Origin of the sequence: Mucilaginibacter terrigena, from assembly GCF_004168255.1 — a bacterium.
GTDB classification, from domain to species: Bacteria; Bacteroidota; Bacteroidia; order Sphingobacteriales; family Sphingobacteriaceae; genus Mucilaginibacter; species Mucilaginibacter terrigena.
In genome coordinates, this window is sequence record NZ_SEWG01000005.1 from 107,057 (window position 1) to 130,835 (window position 23,779).

Sequence of the window (23,779 nt, forward strand, 5' to 3'; positions counted from 1 at the left end):
ATGCATACAAGCAATTATTGGATCAGGTATTTCCAGGAAAATGCCCGCCACAAAAGAGTGAACTGGACCTTAGCCCCCGCTATTACGCACGACGAAATCGCCACTATCCTGCCATCGTTACAGGCCTGGCAGCTTGGCGAAACATCAGAGGGCGAACACCTGATAGCGGCATCAACCCGTTATGCTTACCGCCTGGGCGACCCTGATTATGTAGATGCCGTTAAGCTATTTATCAAAGAGGAACAAAAACATGGCTATAACCTTGGCCGCTACATTGATAAAATTGGCCAAAAACGCATCAAGCAAAACTGGGGCGATACCCTGTTCAGGAAGGTGCGGTATTTTAACACCAGTATGGAAATATGGACCCTGGCCGTGATCGTGGTAGAAAGCACCGCCCAGATCTTTTACCAGGCGCTTAAGGATGCTACAGACTGCCGCTTGCTCAGAGAGATCTGTACCGATATTTTAATTGACGAGGCCCCGCATATCACCTTTCAGACCGAGCGGTTGGCCATCATTTTTGAGGGAAAGCCGGCCTTCTCAAAAGCCTGGCGCAAGGTGGCGTACAAGCATTTTTTCCATGCCACATCGTGCCTGGTATGGTTTGCCCATAAAAAGCTTTTTAAAGCCGGCGGTGTAACGTTTGATATGTATGTTAAAAAGATGCAGTATAAATACAGAAAAACCATCGAAGCTTTGACGGCCGCGCCGGCAGATCATAAATCCATAAGCTATAAATACAACTGCTAATGGGCTCTTTTGTATATCTATTCATCGGCGCACAATCAAACTCATTTTCTTACAGTTTAAAAGTATGGCTAACAAGTGTTGTCGTTGGGCCTTTAATCTATTTTGGAGCAACTAATCTTTTTCACTGTTATGATGATGAATTTCTTGGACATAATTTCATTGATTACTTAGCTGGCGCTTACATGTTTATAGTACTTTTTAGTGCTATATTTTCGCTGACAACATGGATTAGCTTTTACTTTTTGATAAGGTTGCTTGTAACGAGAGACGTTTTAAAAATCAAATATTTGAAATATCTGATTGCATTAATAGGTGTTTTATTAACTGTTATTACTTTTTCTGTTATGCCAGGATTTAGAATAAATGCAGATTATATCTGTATTACATTTGCCTACTGTTTTTGTATTGCAGGCTGTTCATATTTTTATAAGTTGGAAATTATGCCTGATGAAAATACCTGAGTACAAATCAATAAATTAAAACCGCTATTTGCTCACCTGATTATTCGGCTAAAGCCTAAGTGCATATCTTGTTCTCCGTCGACTAAAGTCGACGGCAATGAATAATGATATTATTTCTATCATTATTCATTGCCGTCCCTTTTAAGGGACGGTTAAATAAAATGCCCAAGATGGCTTTAGCCAAAACCCCGTTCCAAAAATTAATAAATACATTTACCTTTGCAGCCTGATGAGTAGATCTGCAAAAAAACCTAAGTTCTTTGAGAACGTAACCGTTATTGATATTGCCGAGGAAGGCAAGGGTGTGGGCAAAGCCGAAGATTTTGTGCTGTTTATTGAAAAGGCCGTTCCGGGCGATATTGCAGACATAGAAGTTTACCGCAGCAAAAAAAGCTTCGGCGAAGCCAAGATCACCAAACTCATCAAACCATCAGAATACCGGGTACCTGCTTTTTGCGAGCACTTCGGCACCTGCGGCGGCTGCAAGTGGCAGCACATGACCTACGAGGCACAGCTTAAATTCAAACAAAAAGCTGTGCACGATGCGCTAACCCGCATTGCCAAAATAGATGTGGAGCACATGGATGCCATTGTGCCATCCCCTGCCGACCGCTACTACCGCAACAAACTTGAATACACTTTTTCCAACAAGCGGTGGCTTTACGATGGCGAGAACCGCGAAGATGAAACCCTGGATATGAACGCCCTGGGTTTCCATATCCCAGGCCGTTTTGATAAGATCCTGAACATAAACCATTGCTACCTGCAGGCCGAACCATCAAACGATCTGCGTAACAGCATCAACGCATTTGCCCGCGAAAATGGCATCAGCTATTACGATGTACGCCAGCATACCGGCGCTTTGCGTAACCTAATCATCCGTACCTCGTCTACAGGCGAGATCATGGTGATCGTGGTTTTCGCTCACGCGGACGAAGAGCAGGTAAACCTGCTGATGAATTACGTGGATGCCGCGTTTCCAAACATCACATCGCTGCTGTACATCCTTAACCAAAAAATGAACGACACTATTTTTGACCAGGAAGTACACGCATGGAAGGGCCCCGAATTTATCCACGAGGAAATGCCGGCGGCTAATGGCAATGTAGTACGCTTCAGGGTTGGGCCAAAATCATTTTATCAAACAAACTCGATACAGGCCCTGCGCCTTTACGAAATAACCCGCGATTTTGCAGGCTTTACAGGTAACGAACTGGTTTATGACCTTTACACCGGTGCCGGCACCATCGCCAATTTTATTGCGGGCCATGTACGCGAAGTGGTAGGGGTAGAGTACGTACCGTCGGCTATTGAAGATGCTAAGGTAAACTCGCAGATAAATAACATCACAAACACCAAGTTCTACGCCGGCGATATGAAAGATGTGCTGGTGCACGAGTTTGTTGTGGAACACGGCAAACCCGACGTGATCATTACCGACCCGCCCCGTGCAGGCATGCATGCCGATGTTGTTGCCCGCCTGATGGAAATTGAAGCCGATAAGATAGTTTACGTAAGCTGCAACGCCGCCACCCAGGCCCGCGATCTGCTGATACTGAAAGAAAAGTACGATACTGTAAAAATTCAACCGGTAGATATGTTTCCGCACACGCAACATGTTGAAAATGTGGCGCTTTTGAAACTGCGTAAATAACACCCGCCGGTTAAATTAATTGCCGGTTGCTTAATTCCCGGCGTAGTTCATCGGCAAAAGTTAATTATTATTCCTTAACAGCTATTACAGGGCAATATTTGTAAAAATGTTTTGGTAAATTAGCTTGCAGAAAGCAACCCTTACCTACCCTTTTAATTGCAGTTACTATGGATGCTCCTGTACCTTTTTTAAATTTCTCCATTAAAAAGGTATTGGCCGGGCAGTCTGATAATTTGAAACGTGCCCGCATAAAAATTGTATATACCACTTTACTGCTAACCCTGTTAAAAATAGTTATACTATTCCCTTTGGTTTACGGCAACATACAAAACCACCAGCTATATCGTGTTATCTTTATATTTTTATTCTACATAGGGTTAACCAAATATTTGCTGTATAAACCCAACAAAATTGATGTAGTTGCGCATGCTATCCTTTTAACCGGCCTCGGCGGCATTTGGTCAAACCTTATCATCCTTCATCAAAACCTTAACCTGGTTACCGTGCAATTTGTATTTATGGTAACGTTTGTAGGGTATTACCTTATCAATAACCGTTTCGCTGTTGTATACAGTATTTTGGCTATAGTGCCCGTAATGTATTACCTGGTAGTTACAAGCAGGAGCAACTGGCGTTTGGATGCTGTTACACAGGAACTGCCATCGCCGGGGTTCGAGGTGATCGTTTTCCTTAATTTTGTAACCATTGTACTTATTCATTACCTGTTCTACCGGGCCTTCCGGGATAATGTGAACGAAAAAGAGGTACTGAATAAACAATTGGAAGCTACCGTTGCCGAAACAAAGGCGCTGGCCGAGTCGCGCTCGGTATTTCTTTCCACCATGTCGCACGAACTGCGCACGCCGCTTAATGCGGTTATTGGGATGACCAGCCTCATCAAAGACACTGCCACGCCCGATCAAACCGAGAACCTGGACATCCTGGAGTTTTCGGCGGTTAGCCTGCTTACGCTGGTAAACGATATCCTGGATTATAATAAAGGCGAAAACGATAAGATAGTGTTAGAGGCTATCCCCGTTCACCTGCCGGTACTGCTTCATAAGGTGTGCTCGGGCTTGCAGCAAAAGGCATCCGAAAAGGGTTTTCAGCTGATCCTGGATGTAGACCCGCAGCTTAAAGATCAGTGGGTGGTTACCGACCCAACCCGCCTTACGCAGGTGATATATAACCTGGTGGGCAATGCTATTAAGTTCACCGAATCGGGCGAGGTAAGCGTAAAGGCGATCGTTAACGAGAGCACCGCCGACCACCTCACCATCAATTTTTCGGTAGCCGATACGGGCATTGGTATCCCCGCCGACAGGCTTGATGTAATTTTCGATCCGTTTATGCAGGCATCGGCAGATACCACCCGCCATTACGGGGGCACGGGCCTTGGGCTTGCCATAGTAAAGCGGCTGCTTAACCTTTTTGGCAGCACCATCCGGTTAAAAAGCGAACAAAACAAAGGCTCGGTATTTTCATTCGTTATTCAATTCGAGTTATATAAAGGCAATGTTAGCCCGGTATCGCTGCACACCGTAATGGGTGGCTCCCTCGAAGGAATGAGGGTTTTAATTGCCGAGGATAACCATGTAAACTCGTTGTTGCTGGTGAAGCTTTTAAACAAATGGCATATAAATGCGGTAATTGCCAACAACGGGCAGGAGGCGGTAAATAAATTACTGGAACAAGATTTTGATGTGCTGCTGATGGACCTGCATATGCCCGTGATGGATGGTTACCAGGCCACCCAGGTTATCCGCGCGCTACCTGACCCGGCCAAAGCATCTGTCCCGATAATAGCGTTAACGGCTTCTGTTTCGCATAATATCTACGATAAAATTAAAGAAGCCGGCATGCACGATTACCTGTCGAAACCATTCCAGGGGGCTGCCTTATACCAAAAACTTGAGAAACTGAGCGCTTTAAAAACGAGTAAGGCGCTGGCAGGATAAGTTTAATTATCCGGTATACGGGGGTTTACATTCCCTAACAAAAAAAGCATGCATAGTGGTGACACTACAACGTCAGTGTTTTTTATGTAATTCGCTTACTATTAGTTGTTTACAAAAACAGGGGCTGCATGTGCAAACGTGAACGTGAACATTGGGGCGCAAATAACACCGTAGCGAATGCCTTAATTACCCAGTACCTGGCAAACTTCTTTTATGGTTTCGCTAACCGGTTTAAACTCCACCTCAACAGCCTTTTTTATTTTACTGTTATCAAACTCCCGCGTTACCGATGCAGCACGTGCGCTGGTTTTATCCAATGCCGGGGCTTTGCCCGTTATCGCACCCATAAATGCCGCGCCGCGCCAGGCCAGTTCCATCATCCAGGGTTTGGCCAATGTTTTTGGGGCAGGCACGCCCAGGCATCCTGCTATTTCCTCGAAAAGTTGCTTATATGCCCTGTTTTCGGCATTTATGATATAACGTTCGCCACTGATGCTGCTTTCCATCAGGGCGATCATACATTTGGCTACGTCATGCACATCAACAAACCCAATTGTGCCGCGGGTATAAAATTTAAGGCCTTTGCGCACGGTCTCAAATATTTGCCCGCTGCCCGCGGTACCTGCGCTTGCGCCAATAATAATAGTAGGGTTTACAATAACGGCGTCGAGGCCTTCGGCAATGCCGCGCCAAACTTCCATCTCGCTTTCCAGTTTTGATATCGCGTAGCCATCTGTTTCTGTCGATGAATCCAGGTGATGGTTCTCAGTGATCAGTTCGCCGGGTTTAGCCTCGCCCACGGCCGCTACCGAACTGGTGTGCACCATGCGAATGCGCTTTTGGGTACAAAGGTCAACCAGGGTGGCAGTGCCGCGTACGTTGGTACGTATCATGGGTTCTTTATCGGCTTGTTTTAGCGATACAAAGGCGGCGCAGTTGTAAACCTGCGTAATCCCATCCAGGGCATCTTCCAGCGCGGCTTCGTCCATCAGGTCGGCATCCACCCACTCAATCTTTGATGTATAAGGCATCAAAATTTTGGGTATTGTTGACGATACCCGTTTGGTGCAGCGGATGTGGTTTTTACGCAGGATAAGTTCCTTTGCTAATTCGGCCCCTAAAAAACCCGTCGCACCGGTTACTAAAATCATATTATAATTTGACGATTTGAAAATGTAAAAGTGCACAAAAGTAATTTGAAGATTAATCAAATTCGGAATTTGAAATTTAATATGTTTGTTCAGCTTATTGGGAGTTGATTTTTCAAATCTTCAAATCAATATATTTTCAAATTAAACAATGTCTTTAGCCGATTTTTTTACACCCATCGATCTAAAAAAGATCATACCAAAAAATGGATACTTCACCAGCCAGCTGGGTGATAAGATCGAACATTATTCGGTTGATTTCCCCAACCTGGAGCAAAAAACGGATATTGCCATTATTGGTGTGCTTGAAGACCGCAATGCTACAAATAATCCCGGCTGCGCTTTAGGCCCCGATTACGTACGCGAGAAACTATACCAGCTAAACGAGGGCGGCTACAATACCAAAATAGCAGACCTGGGTAACATTACCCGTGGCGAAACAGTTGTTGACACCTATTACGCGCTAAAAACCGTTGTAGAAGAGCTGATAAAAAAAGACATTATCCCGCTTATCATCGGCGGCGGGCAGGACCTTACCTATGCCCAATACCTGGGTTACGAAAACCTTGAGCAAAAGGTAGATATGCTGGTAGTTGATTCGCAGTTTGACCTCGAGGACGATGGCTTTAGTGAAACTATCGAAACCACATCGGCATCTTACCTAAATAAAATATTCCTGCACGAACCTAACTACCTGTTCAACTACAGCAATATGGGCTACCAAACCTACTTTGCCAGCCAGGATAGTTTAAGGGTAATGGAAAAACTTTATTTTGATGTGCACCGCCTGGGCGAACTTACCTCAAATATAGCAGTGGCCGAGCCGATCATCCGTAATGCCAATATGGTGAGTTTTGATATGAGCGCTATCCGCTCGTCGGACGCGGCAGGCAACGCCAATGCCAAACCAAACGGCTTTTATGGCGAAGAGGCCTGCCAGATCTGCAGGTACGCGGGGTTTAATGATAAACTAACTTCGATAGGGTTTTACGAGTTTAACCCTGCTTATGACAGCAACGGCCAAACTGCCATGCTGCTTTCGCAAATGATATGGTATTTTATTGATGGCGTTTACAACCGCAAGCGCGATTTTCCGCTGAACCCAAAATCGCAATACCTTATTTACAAAACCAGCCTTAAGCACGACGACCACGAAGTGGTATTTGTAAAAAGCAAAAAAAGCGACCGCTGGTGGATGCAGGTACCCTATCCGGCAGGTGGCTCCAAAAACGAACGCTTCCACCTGGTGCCCTGCCGGTACGATGATTATAAAACCGCTGTATCCGGCGAAATGCCCGACCTGTGGTGGCGCACCTATCAAAAACTAAACTAACCTGCAATTGATTAAGCGTTTACACGTTATTGATATTTACTGATATTAAATGAAGAAATTTCTATTCGCCATTGCGGCGTTTCTGCCGGCATTGGCCTTTGCACAAAACGCGCAGCAGTATACCGTTAAAACCAGGCTTAGTACGATTAAAGGCCCCGCCAAAGCTTATTTGGTTTACTATATAGGGGCTAATAACATTATAGACTCTGCCGATGTTGTTAACGGCGAATTTAGCTTTGAAGGCGTTGTAATGGAGCCGCTCACCGCATCGTTGTTTATAGATCATAACAACATGGGCTTAAAAAAATATATCGACCAAAATTTTACAGCTGCCGGCCCCTCAAAATCCGTGGATGGGTTAGGCTTTTACCTGGAGAAAGGCAATACAACTATTACCGGTAAAGATTCGATAACAAGCGCTGTTATAACCGGCTCGCCAACCAATGATGATGATAAAGCGCTTAGGGCGCTTGTTAAAACAGTTGTTGACAAAGCAAAAACCATAGCAGGCGACGCGCAGAAAGCCACTGTGGATCAGCAGCGCTCGGCAGCTTTTCAGAATGCCATACAGGCCCGGTACATTGCCCTGCAGAAAGAGCAAAAGGAACTATTAAAAAACTTTATAGCTAAGCATCCGGGCAGTATTGTAAGCCTGGCGGCACTATCTAATACCGCTGGCCCGGCCCCGAGCGCGGCTGATATAGAACCTTTGTTTAACCAGTTATCGGCCGAAGTAAAAAACTCTGAAGGCGGCATGCAAATAAAAGCGGCTATCGACCGGTTAAAAATAACCGACCTTGGTTCTACAGCCCCGGATTTTTCTCAAAATGATGTAAACGGGCTGCCGGTGCAGCTATCATCATTACGCGGCAAATATGTGCTGGTAGATTTTTGGGCTTCGTGGTGCGGCCCTTGCAGGCAGGAGAGCCCCAACAAAGTGAAATTATATAATAAGTATAAAGGCAAGAATTTTACCGTGCTTGGCGTATCATTAGACCAAAACAAAGCATCGTGGCTTGCAGCCATAAAAAGCGACGGGCTGGCCTGGACACAGATATCCGACCTGAAGGGCTGGGGCAACCTGGCGGCCAGGCTTTATGACGTGTACTCTATCCCACAGAGTTTTTTGATAGATCCGCAAGGAAAAATTGTTGCAAAGGGCTTGCGTGGTGACGAGCTTGACCAAAAGCTGGAAGAACTATTAGGAAAAATATAATTGACGGGCTCCGCGTCATTGAGTCATTGAACTTTAAAAAAACCGGGATTGCCAAAATGCAATCCCGGCATTGCTTTTTAAAATTATGCAATGAACGAAGACGCAAAGCACATTGACCAATGGCTAATTTAACAGATCAAATCCAATATCCTTACGGAAGTAAGCGCCGTCGTAATAAATTCGTGCAGCATCGGCAGTGGCTTGCTGCAGAGCGTCAAACATATTATCCTGCAGGCTGGTAACGGCTAATACCCGGCCGCCGGTTGCCTGTATGTTATCGCCATCTAAGGCAGTTCCCGCATGAAAAACATGCGAATCGCGCACATTCTCTATCCCGATTATGGTTTTATTTTTAAGGTATTCGCCGGGGTAACCACCCGCAACGCAAACCACTGTAGCAGCCGTTTTGTTGGATATGATCAGTTCCTTCTCGTTCAGATTTCCTTCGGCAACACCCATCAACAGATCAACAAAGTCCGATTCAATGCGCGGCATTACACTTTCCGTTTCCGGGTCGCCCATGCGGCAGTTGTATTCAATTACCCAGGGTTCGCCGTAGGTATTCATCAGGCCAATAAAGATAAACCCTTTGTAAGGGATGCCTTCTTTTTTCAGGCCTTCCACGGTTGGGATAATTACCCGCTGCTCTACCTTCTGCATAAATTCAGCATCGGCAAAATGTACCGGTGAAACAGAACCCATGCCGCCGGTATTTAGGCCTGTATCGCCTTCGCCTATACGTTTATAATCTTTGGCTTCGGGCAATATTTTGTAATTGGTGCCATCGGTCATTACAAAAACTGAAAGCTCTATGCCCTGTAAAAATTGTTCTATCACCACTTTCGAGCTGGCATCGCCAAATTTGGCTTCGGTCAGCATCTCTAAAAGCTCCTGGCGGGCTTCTTCAAGGGTAAGGCATATCAAAACGCCCTTGCCCGCTGCCAATCCGTCGGCTTTTAACACCACGGGCAGGCCGGTAGTAGCCAGGTAATCAAACCCTTCCTGTAAATTATCGCGGGTAAAAGTGCGCGATGCCGCGGTTGGTACGTTATGGCGCTGCATAAATGCCTTTGAATAATCTTTGCTGCCCTCTAATTGCGCGCCTTCCTGCTGCGGCCCAATAACCGGGATGCTTTTTAACTGTTCATCAGCCAGGAAAAAATCATGGATGCCTTTTACCAGCGGCTCCTCGGGGCCAACCAGTACCATTTTAATATCATTTGCCAAAGCAAAGGCTTTAATGCCCTCAAAATCGGTAACTTTTAAATTTATGTTGGTGCCATACTGGCCTGTACCGGCATTACCCGGCGCAATAAAAAGCTTGTCGCATTTTGGGCTTTGCGAAATTTTCCAGGCGAAGGCGCTTTCCCTTCCGCCCGAACCAAGGAGCAGGATATTCATGCCGGCAAATATAATGTTTGATGTGCAGATGTGCGAATATCCTGCGCGCCGTTTATCCGGTAGTACCATAAGTAAGCGGCGGCTTGCACCTATGGCTAATAACATCATTTAGTGTTCAACAACGGCCTGTCTTTTTATTACTACAGGTAGGCGATACTTTTTATAAAGGTATTCAATAAAAAAACCCGGACTTTCGGCCGGGTTTTACATTAGAATCGAACTTATTAATTATTGAACCTCAAAAACATTGCTGAAGCTACCACCATCAGGGTAGTAACCGGTGATGATCAGCCTGCCGTTTCTTAGGGCGGTTATTACCTTATCCATATCGGCAACGCTGTTAATTGGCTGCTTGTTGATCGAAGTAATTACCGAACCTACCGGTATCTCGGTGTCATCAAATATACCGCCAGGGCGCACCTGGGTAACCAATACGCCCGAGTTTACATGAAACTTGGCTTTCTGCGCTGCATTTAGCGGCTGAAAGCTTGCGCCCATTTTATTGAACAGTTCTGCAGCCGATTTTGAAACAGCAGCTGTACGTGGCGCAGGTGCATCGGCCTTTAAGGTAATGGCAAATGATTTTTCGCCGCCATCGCGCAAAACAGTCAGGTTAATTTTATCGCCGGGTTGTAAACGGGCTACACGCTCCTGCAGGTCAGACGATTCAAAAACCGGGTTACCTTCAACCTTTGTAATGATATCACCGGTTTTAAGTCCTGCTTTTTCTGCACCGCCGCCGGTTATCAGGCTGGTTACGTATAAACCGTTGGTTTTATCGCTGCCTACTTGTTTTGCAGCATCAGGGTCGCTAAGGTCGGCAAAGCCAATACCAATGTAACCACGTTTAACCGCGCCGTATTTTTTAATATCATTCAATACCTTTTTTGCAAGGTTGATAGGGATGGCAAACCCATAGCCCTCATATGAGCCGGTATGCGAGGCGATAGCGGCATTTATACCTATCAGTTCGCCTGCGGTGTTAACCAGCGCGCCGCCGCTGTTACCGGGGTTAATAGCAGCATCCGTTTGTATAAACGATTCGATACCTTTTCTTAATGTTGGGTTTTCCTGCTGCCGAACCGGATACGGGCTGTCTTCATCCTCGTCGCGGCCAATAATATTGATGCTTCTTCCTTTAGCGCTAACGATCCCCGCGGTTACGGTTGAATTAAGCTTAAACGGATTACCTACAGCTAACACCCACTCACCTACGCGTACCGCGTCGGAGTTACCCAATTTTACAATTGGCAGGTTAGTAGCATCAATTTTTATCAGTGCAAGGTCGGTATTGGGGTCGGTACCAATTACCTTCGCCTCAAAGTTGCGGTGGTCGTTAGTAACTATCTGGATCTTCTCGGCCTTGGCCACAACATGGTTGTTGGTTACAATGTAACCGTCCGGAGAAATAATAACCCCTGATCCTGAAGCCATTTGCGGGCCCTGCGGACGCATACGCTGGCCGAACATCTGTCCGAACATTTGCTCCAGCTGGTCCTGCTGACCGCTGCTTTTATCTGAATACGTTGTGCGGATATAAACCACTGCCGGTGTTACGTCTGCAGCGGCTTGTGTAAAATCTACCGAACCGGCAGATGAAGTAACTGGTGCACCTGCACGGTTGCTGGCAAAATAAACTTTTTGTTTGTCTTCTAAGCTCATGCTGTCGGCATACTTGTTTTCGACAAGTTTATATACGCCTAACGCCATGGCACCACCTGCAAAGGCGGTTAATAATGTTAAACCGATTTTTTTCATATTATTATTCACTTTCTTTTTTACTTTTTTGATACGAGATTCAAATTTAATACCATATAGACGATATAATCAATAATAAGGTATATGTAATAATGTTAAAAAGTGTTAAATTACTATAAATAGTAGGGTATATTTGTTCTTGTAATTTAACGTGTAAAGATAACAAACTGTTGTGCAGATAACCTTTTATAAATACCAGGGCGCGGGAAACGATTTTATCCTGATAGATAACCGCAGCAATATTGTGAACAGTATTGATAAACAGTCTGTTGCAAAATTATGCGACAGGCGCTTCGGTATAGGAGGTGATGGCCTGATGCTACTTGAAAATGAAGCGGGTTTCGACTTTAAAATGGTTTATTACAATGCCGATGGCAACGAAGGCAGCATGTGTGGCAACGGCGGCCGCTGTATAGTGGCTTTTGCCAAACACCTGGGCATTATTCAAAGCACAACAAAATTTCTGGCTACGGATGGCGTGCACCATGCTAAAATTTCAGATGCAGGCAACTGGGTTAGCCTGCAAATGATAGACGTAGCAAATATTGATACCGATGGCGAGGCCTATGTACTTAACACCGGCTCGCCGCATTATGTTAAACTAACCGCCAACCTGGATATTAAAGATGTGTATAACGAAGGTTACGCCATACGCAATAACCCCACTTATAAACAGGATGGCATCAACGTAAACTTTGTAGAAAGAAACGGCGAGGGGTACTTTGTGCGCACCTTTGAACGTGGTGTAGAAAACGAAACCTACGCTTGTGGCACCGGTGTTACTGCTGTGGCATTGGCTATGGCCAAACATAATCTGCAAATCGGCACAATTGCTACCCCCATAAAAGTTTTAGGCGGCGATCTCAACATCCGCTTTGACCACGACGGCGAAAAATTCAGCAATATATTTTTAGAAGGGCCTGCCGAATTGGTTTTTAAGGGAGAAGCTGCGATTTAATATAATCGCGCTTCCGCTGGTCACCCTTAATTAGTTTTATAACACATCAGCACAACCCCTGTATCAAAAACCCGCGTTTTATAGGGCCGTATGTCCAGCCTTGTTTTAAAGAGCGGCCGGCCTTGTTTTATTGCCACCGGATAAATCCATATTAAGTATTCATCTACCAAATTTAGCTTTATAAGCTGTGTAACCAGCTTGCCGCTGCCATATACAACCATATCCTTCCCTTTAAGGGCTTTTAAAGCCATAATTTCTTTGCTGATTGGCCGGCTGGCCAGGCGCGCGTTTTGCCAGCTTACGGTTTTAAGCGTTTTAGAAAATATTACCTTTTTGTACCGGTTCATCATATCGGCAAAGTCTGCCGCATCCCGTGGCGCAGAAGGGTTTGCCTGCTGAGCCTGCCAATAGGGCGCCATACACTGATAGGTGTTCCTTCCTATCAATAAAGTATCCGCATCGCCCAATTGCTTGGCAATAACCTTTCCCATTTCTTCATCCCAATAAGGTTCATGCCAGTCCAATTCGCCATCGGGGCCGGCCATAAAACCGTTAAGGGTTATATTCATCGATACAATTAACCTGCGCATAGTATTTACGCGGGGTTATAGCAAAGCACGGTAATACCGCAATCAAACGTTGTAGCTTTAACCAGTTTCAGGGCAAGCTTTGCTTCCAGCGCCTTGTAAATGCTTTTGCCTTTGCCAATGGCAACCGGGTTAACAAAAATATGGTACTCGTCTACCAGGTTGTGTTTTATTAGCGCCGATGCAAATGTTGCTCCGCCATATACCACAATATCACCGCCGGGCTGTCCCTTTAATTTATTTATCTCCTCAACTATATTGCCTGTAGCAAGGGTGGTGTTTTCCCATGGGTTTTCGGTAAGGGTTTTGGTGAACACTACTTTAGGGGAGTTTACCATTTTATGAGTAAAGCTGTCGGCGGCCGGGTCGGCGGCGCGTTCTTTCCAAACCGGGATAAAACCTTCCGCCAGTACACGGCCAAGTACAATGGCATCTACCGGTCCGGTAATTTCCTGTACATATTCTTTCAGTTTATCGTCCCAGTTCCAGGTCATCCAGTCCATTTCATTATTTGGCCCGGCTACAAAACCATCAAGGCTAACCTGCATTTGTAATTTTAGCTTTCTCATTTTTGCTGTTTGTTTTGATAATACAAATGTACCGCACAGCTAAATATTCCATCAGGTGCAAAAAGGACTTATTAGGGGTTGTTTACGACTTTGTTCTTTCCTACATTTATTCCTGCAAACCGCTAACTACCTTTCATCATGAGACACGTATCCATACTGATAACCAACGAGGCCGTGCTGGCAAGCATTGTAGACCCGCGTATTATTTTTACCGGCGCTAATGATTTTTTGGCCGCATTGGGTAAACCGCCCGCATTTAACGTGCAGCTGGTGGGGCTGCAAAAAGAGATACGCCTGCATGGCGGTTTGTTTTCGGTACATACCGATGCGGTGCTGGGCGAGATTAAAAAAACCGACCTGATCATCGTTCCGGCCTTTGGGGGAGATATGGCTACCGCTATAGCGCGCAACGCGGAGTTTATCCCCTGGATAACCGATCAGCATTATAAAGGCGCCGAGGTAGCCAGCCTTTGCGTTGGCGCGTTCCTGCTGGCGGCAACGGGTATGCTAAACGGCAAAGAATGCTCTACTCATTGGCGCTTTGCAAACGAGTTCCGCGAAATGTTCCCCGATATTACACTTGTTGACGACCGTATTGTTACCGAGCAAAAAGGCTTGTACAGCAGCGGTGGCGCTACATCCTATTGGAACCTTCTTTTGTACCTGATAGAAAAACATGCCGGGCGCGATATATCTATTATGGCTGCAAAAATGTTTGCCCTGGAGATCGACCGCAAAAGCCAATCGCCATTTATTATGTTTAACGGGCAAAAAACGCACGAGGACGAGCCCATTAAAAAAGCGCAGGAATTTATCGAGGCCAACATTACCGAAAAAATTTCGGTAGAAGACCTGGCCCTGAAATATGCCATCGGCAAGCGCCACTTCGAGCGCCGGTTTAAAAAGGCAACCAACAACAGCCCGCTGGAGTACATACAACGCGTTAAAATAGAAGCAGCCAAAAAGCACCTGGAAAGCAGCCGTAAAAACATCAACGAGGTGATGTATGATGTTGGCTACTCGGATACCAAAGCCTTCCGTACGGTTTTTAAAAAGATAACCGGTTTATCGCCTGTAGAATACAGGAATAAGTACAATAATATAAATTAGCCCTCCGCCTACACAAATACCCATGCCTAAACCTATCCTTACCGCGCCGCTTTTTTTAATGGCATCTATATTATGCCTGTTAAATATTTCGGTATCCGCCCAGGAATCGGCCAAAGCCGCTATCAGCAATATTATCACAACGGTTAACAGCCGTAACGCCAGCCAGGCTATCGAAAAAATATACCTGCAAACAGATAAGCCTGCTTACCAGGCCGGGGACACTTTGCGGTTTAAAGCTTATTTATTAGAAAGCACCACACTTAAGGCGAGCGAAAAGAGCGGGATAATGTATATCGAGATAGCCAACGATAGCAGTAAGTTGATAAAACGGATAATGGCGCCTATTAATGCCATAACTTATGGTAATATAGTGCTTGATGAAAAAGAGATGCCCCAGGGCACCTACATATTAAGGGCATATACCAGCTGGATGCGCAATTTTGATGAAGCTTATATTTACAGCAAACCCTTTTATTTCAGCAAGCTTGCCAACAGCGACTGGCTGATAAATTACAATGCTCAAACCCAAAAAAAACAGGAGGCCTATAACGCACAGCTCGCATTAAAAGCTAATACCCTGGATGACGGCCCCGTTGGCCTGCGCGAAATGCAGTTAAAACTAACCGATGGCAAACGTACCTGGTTAAAAAGCAATATTAATACCGATTTAGAGGGCCTGGCAAACGTAACCTTTGAATTACCACCCAAGGCCGACTTTAAAAACCTGTCGTTATCCCTGCGCGACCTGCGGAAAGGCGAGGGCAACCGTACGCTGGTAATGCCAATGACGCTTAACCGCCCGCAAAATATCGATGTGCAATTTATGCCCGAAGGGGGAAACCTGGTTGCAGGCTTACCCGCCTACGTTGCTTTTAAAGCCATCAACGAAGACGGGCACGGTACCGATGTATCGGGCAGTATATACAACAGCAGGCAGGAAGAGGTGGCGGCGTTTACTCCGCTGCATACTGGCATTGGTGCATTCCATATGCTGCCGCAAGCGGGCGAGGTTTATTCGGCCAAAATAAAAATGCCCGATGGATCTTATAAAAGCTTCCCGTTGCCGGCTGTTAAACCTTCGGGCTTTGTGCTTAAAGTGAATAACCCGTTCAAAAGCGACTCCATTACGGTATTTGTTGCCGCCACGCCCGATATCGCGACAGCGGTAAACAGCTATTACCTGTTAGGGCAAATGAGGGGGATGATTTTTTTTGGTGCTTTAGTAAAATTTGATAGTAATGGCATTGCAAAACTGCTTATCAATAAAAAAACTTTGCCGGGCGGGATATTACGCGTTACTTTAATGGGTGCCGATAAAAAACCCCTTAACGAGCGCCTTGTGTTTGCCGACCGCAACAGTAAATTAAGCATCGATATTATCAGCAATAAAACAGTATATAAACAGCGCGATAGCGTTGCGCTAAGCATGAAGGTAACAGACGCTTATGGTACCCCCGTTGAAGGCAGTTTTTCGCTTGCTGTAACTGATGACGGGCAGGTAAAACCCGACAGTTTAAAAAGCAACCCGATAATAAGTTATATGCTGCTTACATCCGACCTTAAAGGCGGGGTGGAAGACCCTGGCTATTATGAGAACAGCGCGGATGATGTTACCAAATGGCAGAACCTGGACCGCCTGCTTTTAGCGCAGGGATGGACAAGCTACGACTGGACAACCGCATTTTTACCGGCCAAGCCCCTGCCACATGCAGCCGAATCTGAATTTTTGATCACCGGCCGCGTTACCAATATATTTAACAAGCCTGTACCCAATTCAAGGATAACCCTGCTCTCCAAAAAACCCCTGATGGTAACAGATACCCTTACCAATGCTAACGGGGTTTTTACATTTAAAGATGTAATGCCTTCAGATACGGCGGTATATTTTATCCAGGCGCGCAACAAAAAAGGGAAAAGCAGTAACGTAGGTATAGAAATAGATGAATTTCAGCCACCTGTTTTTACACCCCGGGCCGAACGGCTTGTACCCTGGTACCTTAATATTGATAACAGCAGTTTAAGCAGGGCGAAAAACCAGGTGACCTTAAAACAGAACTATGATAATTTTAGGGGCAAAATGCTTAAAGGAGTTACTATAAAAAGCAAACGTATAGTTAAAGATTCGAAGAACCTGAACGGGCCGGGCGAGGCTGATGTTATCATTGACGAAGAACAACTACAAAAAGCAGGCAGGACAACCCTGCGCGACCTGCTTTATAAAAACATTAAGGGATTTGGCCCAATTGCAAATAAGTTTGGAGTAATCTACTACCGGGTGAGGGGGCAGTTGCTCCACATTATTATAGATGGAATTGATATTGACTTTTTAAAACCCGACGGCGTTAAGCCGTACGATTATTTTAACCAGTATCTTGAGTATTACGATGCAGAGGAAATTAAAGGGATTGAACTTATGGCCGGAGCGAAAAATGTAGCGGCTTATACCTCTCGTTTTGTAGACCCTATGGCAGTACCGTGGGAACATGCCTTTATTGAGGTTACCACGCGAAGCGGGCACGGGCCATTTATGAAAAAAGCGATTGGCACTTATGTACTAAGGCCAATGCCAATTAACATCCCCAGGCAGTTTTACGCGCCAAAATACAGGTTAGATCCCTTGCCCGATATGACAGATATCCGATCGACCATACATTGGGAACCAAATATTATTACCGATAAAGACGGCAAGGCTACCATAAGTTTTTACACTGCAGATGCGCCGGGCAAGTACACTATTATTGCCGAAGGCGCGGATCTGGATGGGAATGTTGGGGTAAAAAGGGCAAGCATCAGCGTTAGCCCCCCGGCCCCCTAATGGGAGGGTTCAGGAAAACGCCTGATATCTATGCCTCTGCATGGTTTTGGGAACGAGCCCCTGCGCTACTTCTTATAAAATTTAACCTGGAAAAGTTTATCCCATTTTTTGCCGGTGACAAATATGCGGCCCGTAGCCTTATCGTAGGCAATTCCGTTAAGCACGTTTGCTTCGGGATTGCGGCTGGCTTGGGGATATAGGCTGGTCATATCGGCCTTTTGCAGTACGGCCCCGGTTTTGGGGTCAATTACAACTATGTTATTGGTGCCGTAAACGTTGGCGTATATCTTTCCATCAATATATTCCAGTTCGTTCAGCTCGTTAACCGCGCCTTTATCATCGTATACATCTACAAAGCCTGTTTGTTGATAAGTATCTTTATTTAAAAACCAAAGGCGGTTGGTGCTATCGTCCATGTAAATTTTGGTGCCGTCATAGGTCATGCCCCAGCCTTCCACACCAACATTATTATCAAATTTGCTAAGCGGTTTCAGGGTTTTGCGATCGTAAACGTAGCCAATTTTGTCTTTCCAGGTCAGCTGCATTATTTTATCGCCGATCACCACTATCCCTTCCGCGAATATTTTATCATCTATAGGTTGTTTTTGCAGTATTTTACCGGTATTTAGGTCGGTTTTAACTAATTTAGAAGGGCCATCAACAGGTATGCCGCCCATGGGCACACCGTAACCGCCGCCACTTTCGTAAAAGCCGTTATCCGCGTATATCAAACCTTCCGTGTAAAGTGTGGTATCGTGAGGAAAAACATTTTCAACCTTGTATATAAGCTCCTCGGGGGCTTTGGCTGCCAGCAAATTAATATTGGTGGTAACATCCTGGCTTTTGCCGGCCTGGAAAATACGGGCGGTTACAACACGCGCGCCCAAAGCAAGGCTGTCGGTTTTTAAGTTTACTGCGGCTGAATCCTTAACTGCACCTACACGGGTAGAGTCTACCAAATAAACCACCGAATCTACCTTGGTACCGGCCGGATAGCCAATTTTAAGGGCGATAGACTCGCCCGATTTATAGTTGCTGCCGGCATCGGGGCTTATGGTAAACTCGTCGGCTTTATCCTTGTCTTTACAGCTGTATGCAAAAAGGGCTATCAGGGCTAAGAGGGTTATACGTTTATTCATCTTAATAGGCAGAAGGCCAAAAGGCATCTTCAATATGTTTTAATGTGTGGTTATTATTACGGTCGAAAAGGATAGATATTATATCAAACCTCACTTCGCCCTGGTGGTTCATCAAATATATGTACTCATCGGCAGCTTCAACAAGTAAACGCTGCTTGCGGGCATCTACAAAATCCTCCGGTTCGCCAAAGGCATTGCCGGTGCGGGTTTTTACCTCTGTAAAGATGATAACCCCGGCTTTGTAAGCTATCAGGTCGATCTCGGCTTTGCCAAAAACCCAGTTCTCGTCCATTATCTCATACCCGGTGGCTTCCATATGGGCTTTTGCCATTGCTTCGCCTTTTTGGCCCAAATCGTTGTGGGTTGCCATTATTTTATATTGATACTGCTTAAATTTCCGTATAACATTCCCATCCCAGTTCTTTAACGGACGCTTTTATTTTACGATAAAAAACGCACATCAATAACCCCGATAACAAAACGAATAGGAAAACAACGGCCACAAGCACTAAATTATAAATCCAAAACAATAACGATAATTGAAAAGCGAGCGTCAGTATAAAGCTCCCGGATTTCATGTTATTTTAATATTACGATACCTAAATAATCGGCAACTGTTCTTTCAACTTTTTTTAAGTGATTGAATTGACTAAGTAAAATATCTACTTCGTCGGGTATGGTAGACTCTTTAATTTGCTTAGATAGCAAAGTTTTCATTCTTTCTATTTTTGCTTTTTTTAAATGATAGATACCGCCCAAAATAGTGGATTTCATATTTTTAGTTTCATCGTTGACATTAATTCGATGTAATTCTAACCAGTTTGGGCTCAAAACATATGGTGATAATAATAATTGAATAGCAAGGGTTGATATATCTAACCTAATATGACTTATAAAAAATGTTTCGTCAGGTGTCTTTCCCGCTTCAATTTCATTTTTATAAATTTCTATAAAGTCGAGTCTTGTTTTATTTGCAAATATTACATCAGCTATATTGGCAATTATAAAACTGCCAATATATGTATCAGCAATTCCATCCCAATTAATCAAATTATGACCATAAGTAACTAATAATCTTATAACTTCCTCTTCTTGGCTTTTGTCCTCGACATTAGATTTACTTACGGGCGGATTTTCCTTAATTTCAATCTTTTCAACATCAAGTTTACTCAGTTCAACCTTTTGTTGATCATAATATTTTTTTTGTTTACCAAGCTTTATTTTGTTTACCTCCGTAAGTAATGACCTTTCTTGTATTGCTAATAAGCTACTACATTGTTTTACGAATAATTCTACTTTAATAAAATCAGGAATTTTTGCAATAGATTCTACAATATCTCTGATTGCGTCTGCCTTTCGAATAGGATCGTCCCCTACTTCTTTTAACAGTATATCTGTTTTAAAAACAATAAAGTCTTTTTTATTTTGGTCGATATGCGTTTTAAAGGCATTTGTACCAAATTTTTGCACGTACGAATCCGGGTCGTGCCCATCAGGTAACAGTACCACTTTTACATTGAGCCCTTCTTCCAGGATCATGTCCAGCCCGCGCAGGGATGCCTTTATCCCCGCCGCATCTCCATCATATAAAATAGTGATGTTTTTGGTGAGGCGGCCTATCAGGCGGATCTGCTCAACCGTTAGGGATGTACCCGATGATGCCACCACGTTTTCTATCCCCGCCTGGTGAACCGATATCACATCGGCATAACCCTCTACCAGATAGCAGTTATCCTCCTCGCGGATAGACCGCTTGGCAAAATACAACCCGTATAAAATGTTCGATTTATGGTAGATCTCCGACTCGGGAGAGTTTACGTACTTCGGTACGTTCTTGTCACTTTTCAGCGTTCGCCCGCCAAAGGCTATCACCCTGCCGGTAAAGCTATGGATGGGGAACATTACGCGCCCGCGGTAACGGTCGTACAGCGATCCGTTGTCCCGTTTCACCGAGAGGCCGCTCTCTACCAGGTACTCCTCCTGGTAACCCTGCTTTATGGCTTCTCCGGTAAATGCCTCCCATTGGTCGGGCGAGTAGCCCAGCTCAAATTTCTTGATGGTATCGTTACTAAACCCGCGCTCTTTAAAATAGCTAAGGCCTATGTTTTGCCCTTCATCGGTATCCAGCAGGCTCTCGTGAAAAAACTTTGCCGCGTAGCCGGATACGATCATCAGGCTCTCGCGATGATTTTGTTCTTCCAGGTTTTCGGTCGTATCTACCGTTTCCTCAACCGGTATCCCGTATTTTTTGGCCAACCACTTTAAAGCTTCGGGATAGGTAAACTTTTCCAGCTCCATTAAAAAGGTAACGGCGCTGCCCCCCTTGCCCGACGAAAAATCTTTAAAAATACCCTTTGCAGGCGATACCGTGAACGAAGGCGTACGCTCGTTAGCGAACGGCGAAAGGCCCACATAATTGGCACCGCGTTTTTTTAATTGCACAAATTCGCCAATCACCTCCACAATATCTGTGGCTTCCATTATACGGTCGACGGTGGGTTTGGTGATCATGTTTGTTAATCGCGATTGAGCGGGTACAAAAGTAAGTTTTTACCTGCTCCCTAAATATAGAAAATTCTAATTAAATGTAATGCGGATTCAGTCTCCCCGCCCCCCAATAACTCTCGCATTTGCTGCCCTCGCTTACTCACCCCCGACGACGCGCTGGTTCCGAAAGAGAGGCCAAGGATGAATAAACCCTCAGGTTTTGCAAAAAAACATTCTCCTTGTATCACCGGCAAGTTTTTTAACGTATAGTAGAAATAACACATTCAAAAAATACTGATCATGAAAAAATTAACATTTACATCAATTGCGGCGTTGGCATTGTTGCTTACGGCATGCATAAAAAATGATGACAATTGCTGCACCGCGCCTTATCAGCCATATTTTGTTGCCGAAAAGAATGGCCTGCAGGTTTATGGTGAACCGGGAAGCGCTAAAGTAGGTGCCGATTCTATTTCTATAATGGGACGAAGCCAGGATGCAGGTATCAAAATGCATATTAAATACACCGGTAAAGGTGTTTACGCATTAACAGGCAACCAAGCTAAATATTATCAAAAAATTAACACCGATACCGTTAGCCGCTACAACATTGGGGTAGCCAACGGCAGCTCGCTTGAAGTTACCGATGTAGATTCTGTAAACCATGCAATTGCCGGGAAATTCACCCTTAAGCTTAAGCGTACGTTCCCAACATCGTCAAGCATTTACCCGGATAGCGTTAAATACACCAACGGTAAATTCCTGATATATCTGCCACGAAACTAATTCGCACTACCTAATGACCTCAGAAGGGTAACGAAGGGATCAAAGCTGTAATTAAAGCCCTTTCTAAATTCTCTCCTGCCGGGGGGACATTTAGAGGGGGCTTTTTAGCAAATAATTGTATTTTTGCCGCATATACTTTATTTATATGAGCTCTCGTACAAAAATTAAAGCACTGCTTGAAAGCGGTAAAACCGATATTGATGTAACCGTTAAAGGTTGGGTGCGCACCTTCCGTAACAATCAATTTATTGCTTTAAATGATGGCTCTACCAATAACAACCTGCAAATTGTTGTTGATTTTGAGAACACCGACCCTGCTTTATTAAAACGCATTACCACCGGCGCGGCGCTTAGCGTTAGCGGCAAGCTTGTAGCATCGCTTGGTAAAGGCCAAAGCGTTGATGTTAAAGCAACCTCTATAGAAATATTAGGCGATAGCGATCCTGAGAAATACCCACTGCAACCTAAAAAACACAGCCTTGAGTTTTTACGTGAGATAGCGCACCTGCGTTTCCGCACCAACACATTCGGGGCTATATTCAGGGTGCGTAACACGTTGTCGTTTGCTATACACACCTTTTTCCAGGAACGCGGTTTTGTTTACCTGCATACCCCTGTTATCACCGCGAGTGATGCAGAAGGCGCAGGTGAAACTTTCCACGTAACCAACTTCGATTTGGCCAACCCGCCAAAAACCGAAACGGGTGAAATTGATTTTAAACAAGACTTTTTTGGCCGTGCTACCAACCTTACCGTATCCGGCCAGCTGGAGGGCGAACTTGGTGCTATGGCCCTGAGTGATATTTACACTTTTGGCCCTACCTTCCGTGCCGAAAACTCGAATACTACCCGCCACCTGGCCGAGTTTTGGATGATAGAGCCCGAAATGGCTTTCTATGACCTAAAAGACAACGCCGACCTGGCCGAGGAATTATTGAAATACGTTATCCGCTACGCGCTGGATAAGAACAAGGACGATATCGAATTTTTGAGTCAGCGTTTGTTGGACGAGGAAAAGCAAAAACCACAGCAGGACCGCTCTGAACTTAACCTGTTAGAGAAACTGCAGTTTTGCCTGGATAACAATTTTGAGCGCCTTACCTATACCGAGGCTATCGAGATCCTGAAAGAATCAACCCCAAACAAAAAGAAGAAATTTCAATATTTGATTGAGGGCTGGGGCACCGATCTGCAATCAGAACACGAGCGCTATTTGGTTGAAAAACACTTTAAAAAACCGGTGATCCTTACAGATTACCCTAAAGAGATAAAATCTTTTTACATGCGCCAGAACGACGACGGCAAAACCGTTGCCGCAATGGATATCCTTTTCCCGGGTATCGGCGAAATTGTAGGCGGCTCGCAGCGCGAGGAACGCCTTGATAAACTGGAGCAGCGTATGGACGAGATTGGCATCCCCAAAGATGAACTTTGGTGGTACCTGGATACCCGCCGTTACGGCGGCTGCCCGCATGCCGGCTTTGGTTTAGGTTTCGAGCGATTGGTGCTGTTTGTTACCGGTATGGGTAATATCCGCGATGTTATCCCTTTCCCAAGGTTCCCGAAAAACGCGGAATTTTAGTATTAGGATTACACAGATTCTAAGATAGATTTCACAGATTCCTTGCGCTCGTCTGTGACGAGTG

The 23,779-nt window shown here is 45.0% G+C and carries 19 protein-coding genes; 11 read left to right on the forward strand and 8 right to left on the reverse strand.

Annotated features, from left to right (window positions below; genetic code table 11):
* From EWM62_RS13205 to EWM62_RS13220, 4 genes are all read left to right on the forward strand, one after another.
* A complete protein-coding gene (locus tag EWM62_RS13205) occupies positions 1–753 on the forward strand; it encodes a ferritin-like domain-containing protein (protein ID WP_129877145.1) in 753 nt (250 codons plus the stop codon).
* Entirely contained in the window at positions 753–1,214 is a 462-nt protein-coding gene (locus EWM62_RS13210) for a hypothetical protein (protein ID WP_129877146.1), read from the forward strand. The genes EWM62_RS13205 and EWM62_RS13210 overlap by 1 nt, the downstream gene beginning before the upstream one ends.
* Before the next feature lie 229 nt (positions 1,215–1,443).
* Positions 1,444–2,868 (forward strand): 23S rRNA (uracil(1939)-C(5))-methyltransferase RlmD, encoded by a 1,425-nt coding sequence (gene rlmD, locus EWM62_RS13215; RefSeq protein ID WP_129877147.1) that lies wholly within the window; start codon positions 1,444–1,446, stop codon positions 2,866–2,868.
* Positions 2,869–3,035: 167 nt separating this feature from the next.
* Positions 3,036–4,826 (forward strand): ATP-binding protein, encoded by a 1,791-nt coding sequence (locus EWM62_RS13220; protein WP_129877148.1) that lies wholly within the window; start codon positions 3,036–3,038, stop codon positions 4,824–4,826.
* Between the two features lie 182 nt (positions 4,827–5,008).
* Here EWM62_RS13220 and EWM62_RS13225 read toward each other — a convergent pair whose 3' ends face one another.
* On the reverse strand, positions 5,009–5,977 hold the full coding sequence (locus EWM62_RS13225) for an NAD-dependent epimerase/dehydratase family protein (RefSeq protein ID WP_129877149.1): 969 nt from the start codon (positions 5,975–5,977) through the stop codon (positions 5,009–5,011).
* A 148-nt stretch (positions 5,978–6,125) separates the two neighbouring features.
* On the opposite strand from EWM62_RS13225, the gene EWM62_RS13230 reads away from it, so the two are divergent.
* On the forward strand, positions 6,126–7,307 hold the full coding sequence (locus EWM62_RS13230) for a formimidoylglutamase (RefSeq protein WP_129877150.1): 1,182 nt from the start codon (positions 6,126–6,128) through the stop codon (positions 7,305–7,307).
* Between the two features lie 49 nt (positions 7,308–7,356).
* Positions 7,357–8,523, forward strand: a complete 1,167-nt coding sequence (locus EWM62_RS13235) for a TlpA disulfide reductase family protein (RefSeq protein ID WP_129877151.1) — start codon at positions 7,357–7,359, stop codon at positions 8,521–8,523.
* Between the two features lie 123 nt (positions 8,524–8,646).
* Here EWM62_RS13235 and purD read toward each other — a convergent pair whose 3' ends face one another.
* Both purD and EWM62_RS13245 read right to left on the reverse strand, forming a co-directional pair.
* A complete protein-coding gene (gene purD, locus EWM62_RS13240; RefSeq protein ID WP_129877499.1) occupies positions 8,647–9,924 on the reverse strand; it encodes a phosphoribosylamine--glycine ligase in 1,278 nt (425 codons plus the stop codon).
* Between the two features lie 228 nt (positions 9,925–10,152).
* A complete protein-coding gene (locus EWM62_RS13245) occupies positions 10,153–11,682 on the reverse strand; it encodes a Do family serine endopeptidase (protein WP_203235045.1) in 1,530 nt (509 codons plus the stop codon).
* 172 nt (positions 11,683–11,854) lie between these two features.
* Between EWM62_RS13245 and dapF the strand changes: the two genes are divergently transcribed.
* On the forward strand, positions 11,855–12,640 hold the full coding sequence (gene dapF, locus EWM62_RS13250) for a diaminopimelate epimerase (protein WP_129877153.1): 786 nt from the start codon (positions 11,855–11,857) through the stop codon (positions 12,638–12,640).
* A gap of 26 nt (positions 12,641–12,666) precedes the next feature.
* Here dapF and EWM62_RS13255 read toward each other — a convergent pair whose 3' ends face one another.
* Both EWM62_RS13255 and EWM62_RS13260 read right to left on the reverse strand, forming a co-directional pair.
* Positions 12,667–13,230 carry a dihydrofolate reductase family protein gene (locus EWM62_RS13255; protein WP_129877154.1) on the reverse strand — a complete coding sequence of 188 codons (564 nt, stop codon included), beginning with the start codon at positions 13,228–13,230 and terminating at the stop codon, positions 12,667–12,669.
* 5 nt (positions 13,231–13,235) lie between these two features.
* Positions 13,236–13,796 carry a dihydrofolate reductase family protein gene (locus tag EWM62_RS13260; protein WP_129877155.1) on the reverse strand — a complete coding sequence of 187 codons (561 nt, stop codon included), beginning with the start codon at positions 13,794–13,796 and terminating at the stop codon, positions 13,236–13,238.
* A gap of 138 nt (positions 13,797–13,934) precedes the next feature.
* Here EWM62_RS13260 and EWM62_RS13265 point away from each other — a divergent pair, with 138 nt between their 5' ends.
* Complete coding sequence (locus tag EWM62_RS13265) at positions 13,935–14,906, forward strand: GlxA family transcriptional regulator (RefSeq protein ID WP_129877156.1); 972 nt, start codon at positions 13,935–13,937, stop codon at positions 14,904–14,906.
* A gap of 22 nt (positions 14,907–14,928) precedes the next feature.
* Complete coding sequence (locus EWM62_RS13270) at positions 14,929–17,721, forward strand: hypothetical protein (protein ID WP_129877157.1); 2,793 nt, start codon at positions 14,929–14,931, stop codon at positions 17,719–17,721.
* A 65-nt stretch (positions 17,722–17,786) separates the two neighbouring features.
* Here EWM62_RS13270 and EWM62_RS13275 read toward each other — a convergent pair whose 3' ends face one another.
* From EWM62_RS13275 to dnaG, 3 genes are all read right to left on the reverse strand, one after another.
* A complete protein-coding gene (locus tag EWM62_RS13275) occupies positions 17,787–18,860 on the reverse strand; it encodes a glutaminyl-peptide cyclotransferase (protein WP_129877158.1) in 1,074 nt (357 codons plus the stop codon).
* Between the two features lies 1 nt (position 18,861).
* Positions 18,862–19,230, reverse strand: a complete 369-nt coding sequence (locus tag EWM62_RS13280) for a YraN family protein (protein WP_129877159.1) — start codon at positions 19,228–19,230, stop codon at positions 18,862–18,864.
* Positions 19,231–19,439: 209 nt separating this feature from the next.
* Complete coding sequence (gene dnaG / locus EWM62_RS13285) at positions 19,440–21,371, reverse strand: DNA primase (RefSeq protein WP_129877160.1); 1,932 nt, start codon at positions 21,369–21,371, stop codon at positions 19,440–19,442.
* Positions 21,372–21,647: 276 nt separating this feature from the next.
* Here dnaG and EWM62_RS13290 point away from each other — a divergent pair, with 276 nt between their 5' ends.
* Together EWM62_RS13290 and asnS are read left to right on the forward strand one after the other, a co-directional pair.
* Positions 21,648–22,133 (forward strand): DUF6252 family protein, encoded by a 486-nt coding sequence (locus tag EWM62_RS13290; protein ID WP_129877161.1) that lies wholly within the window; start codon positions 21,648–21,650, stop codon positions 22,131–22,133.
* 145 nt (positions 22,134–22,278) lie between these two features.
* Positions 22,279–23,715 carry an asparagine--tRNA ligase gene (gene asnS, locus EWM62_RS13295; RefSeq protein WP_129877162.1) on the forward strand — a complete coding sequence of 479 codons (1,437 nt, stop codon included), beginning with the start codon at positions 22,279–22,281 and terminating at the stop codon, positions 23,713–23,715.
* The last annotated feature ends 64 nt before the right edge of the window (positions 23,716–23,779 follow it).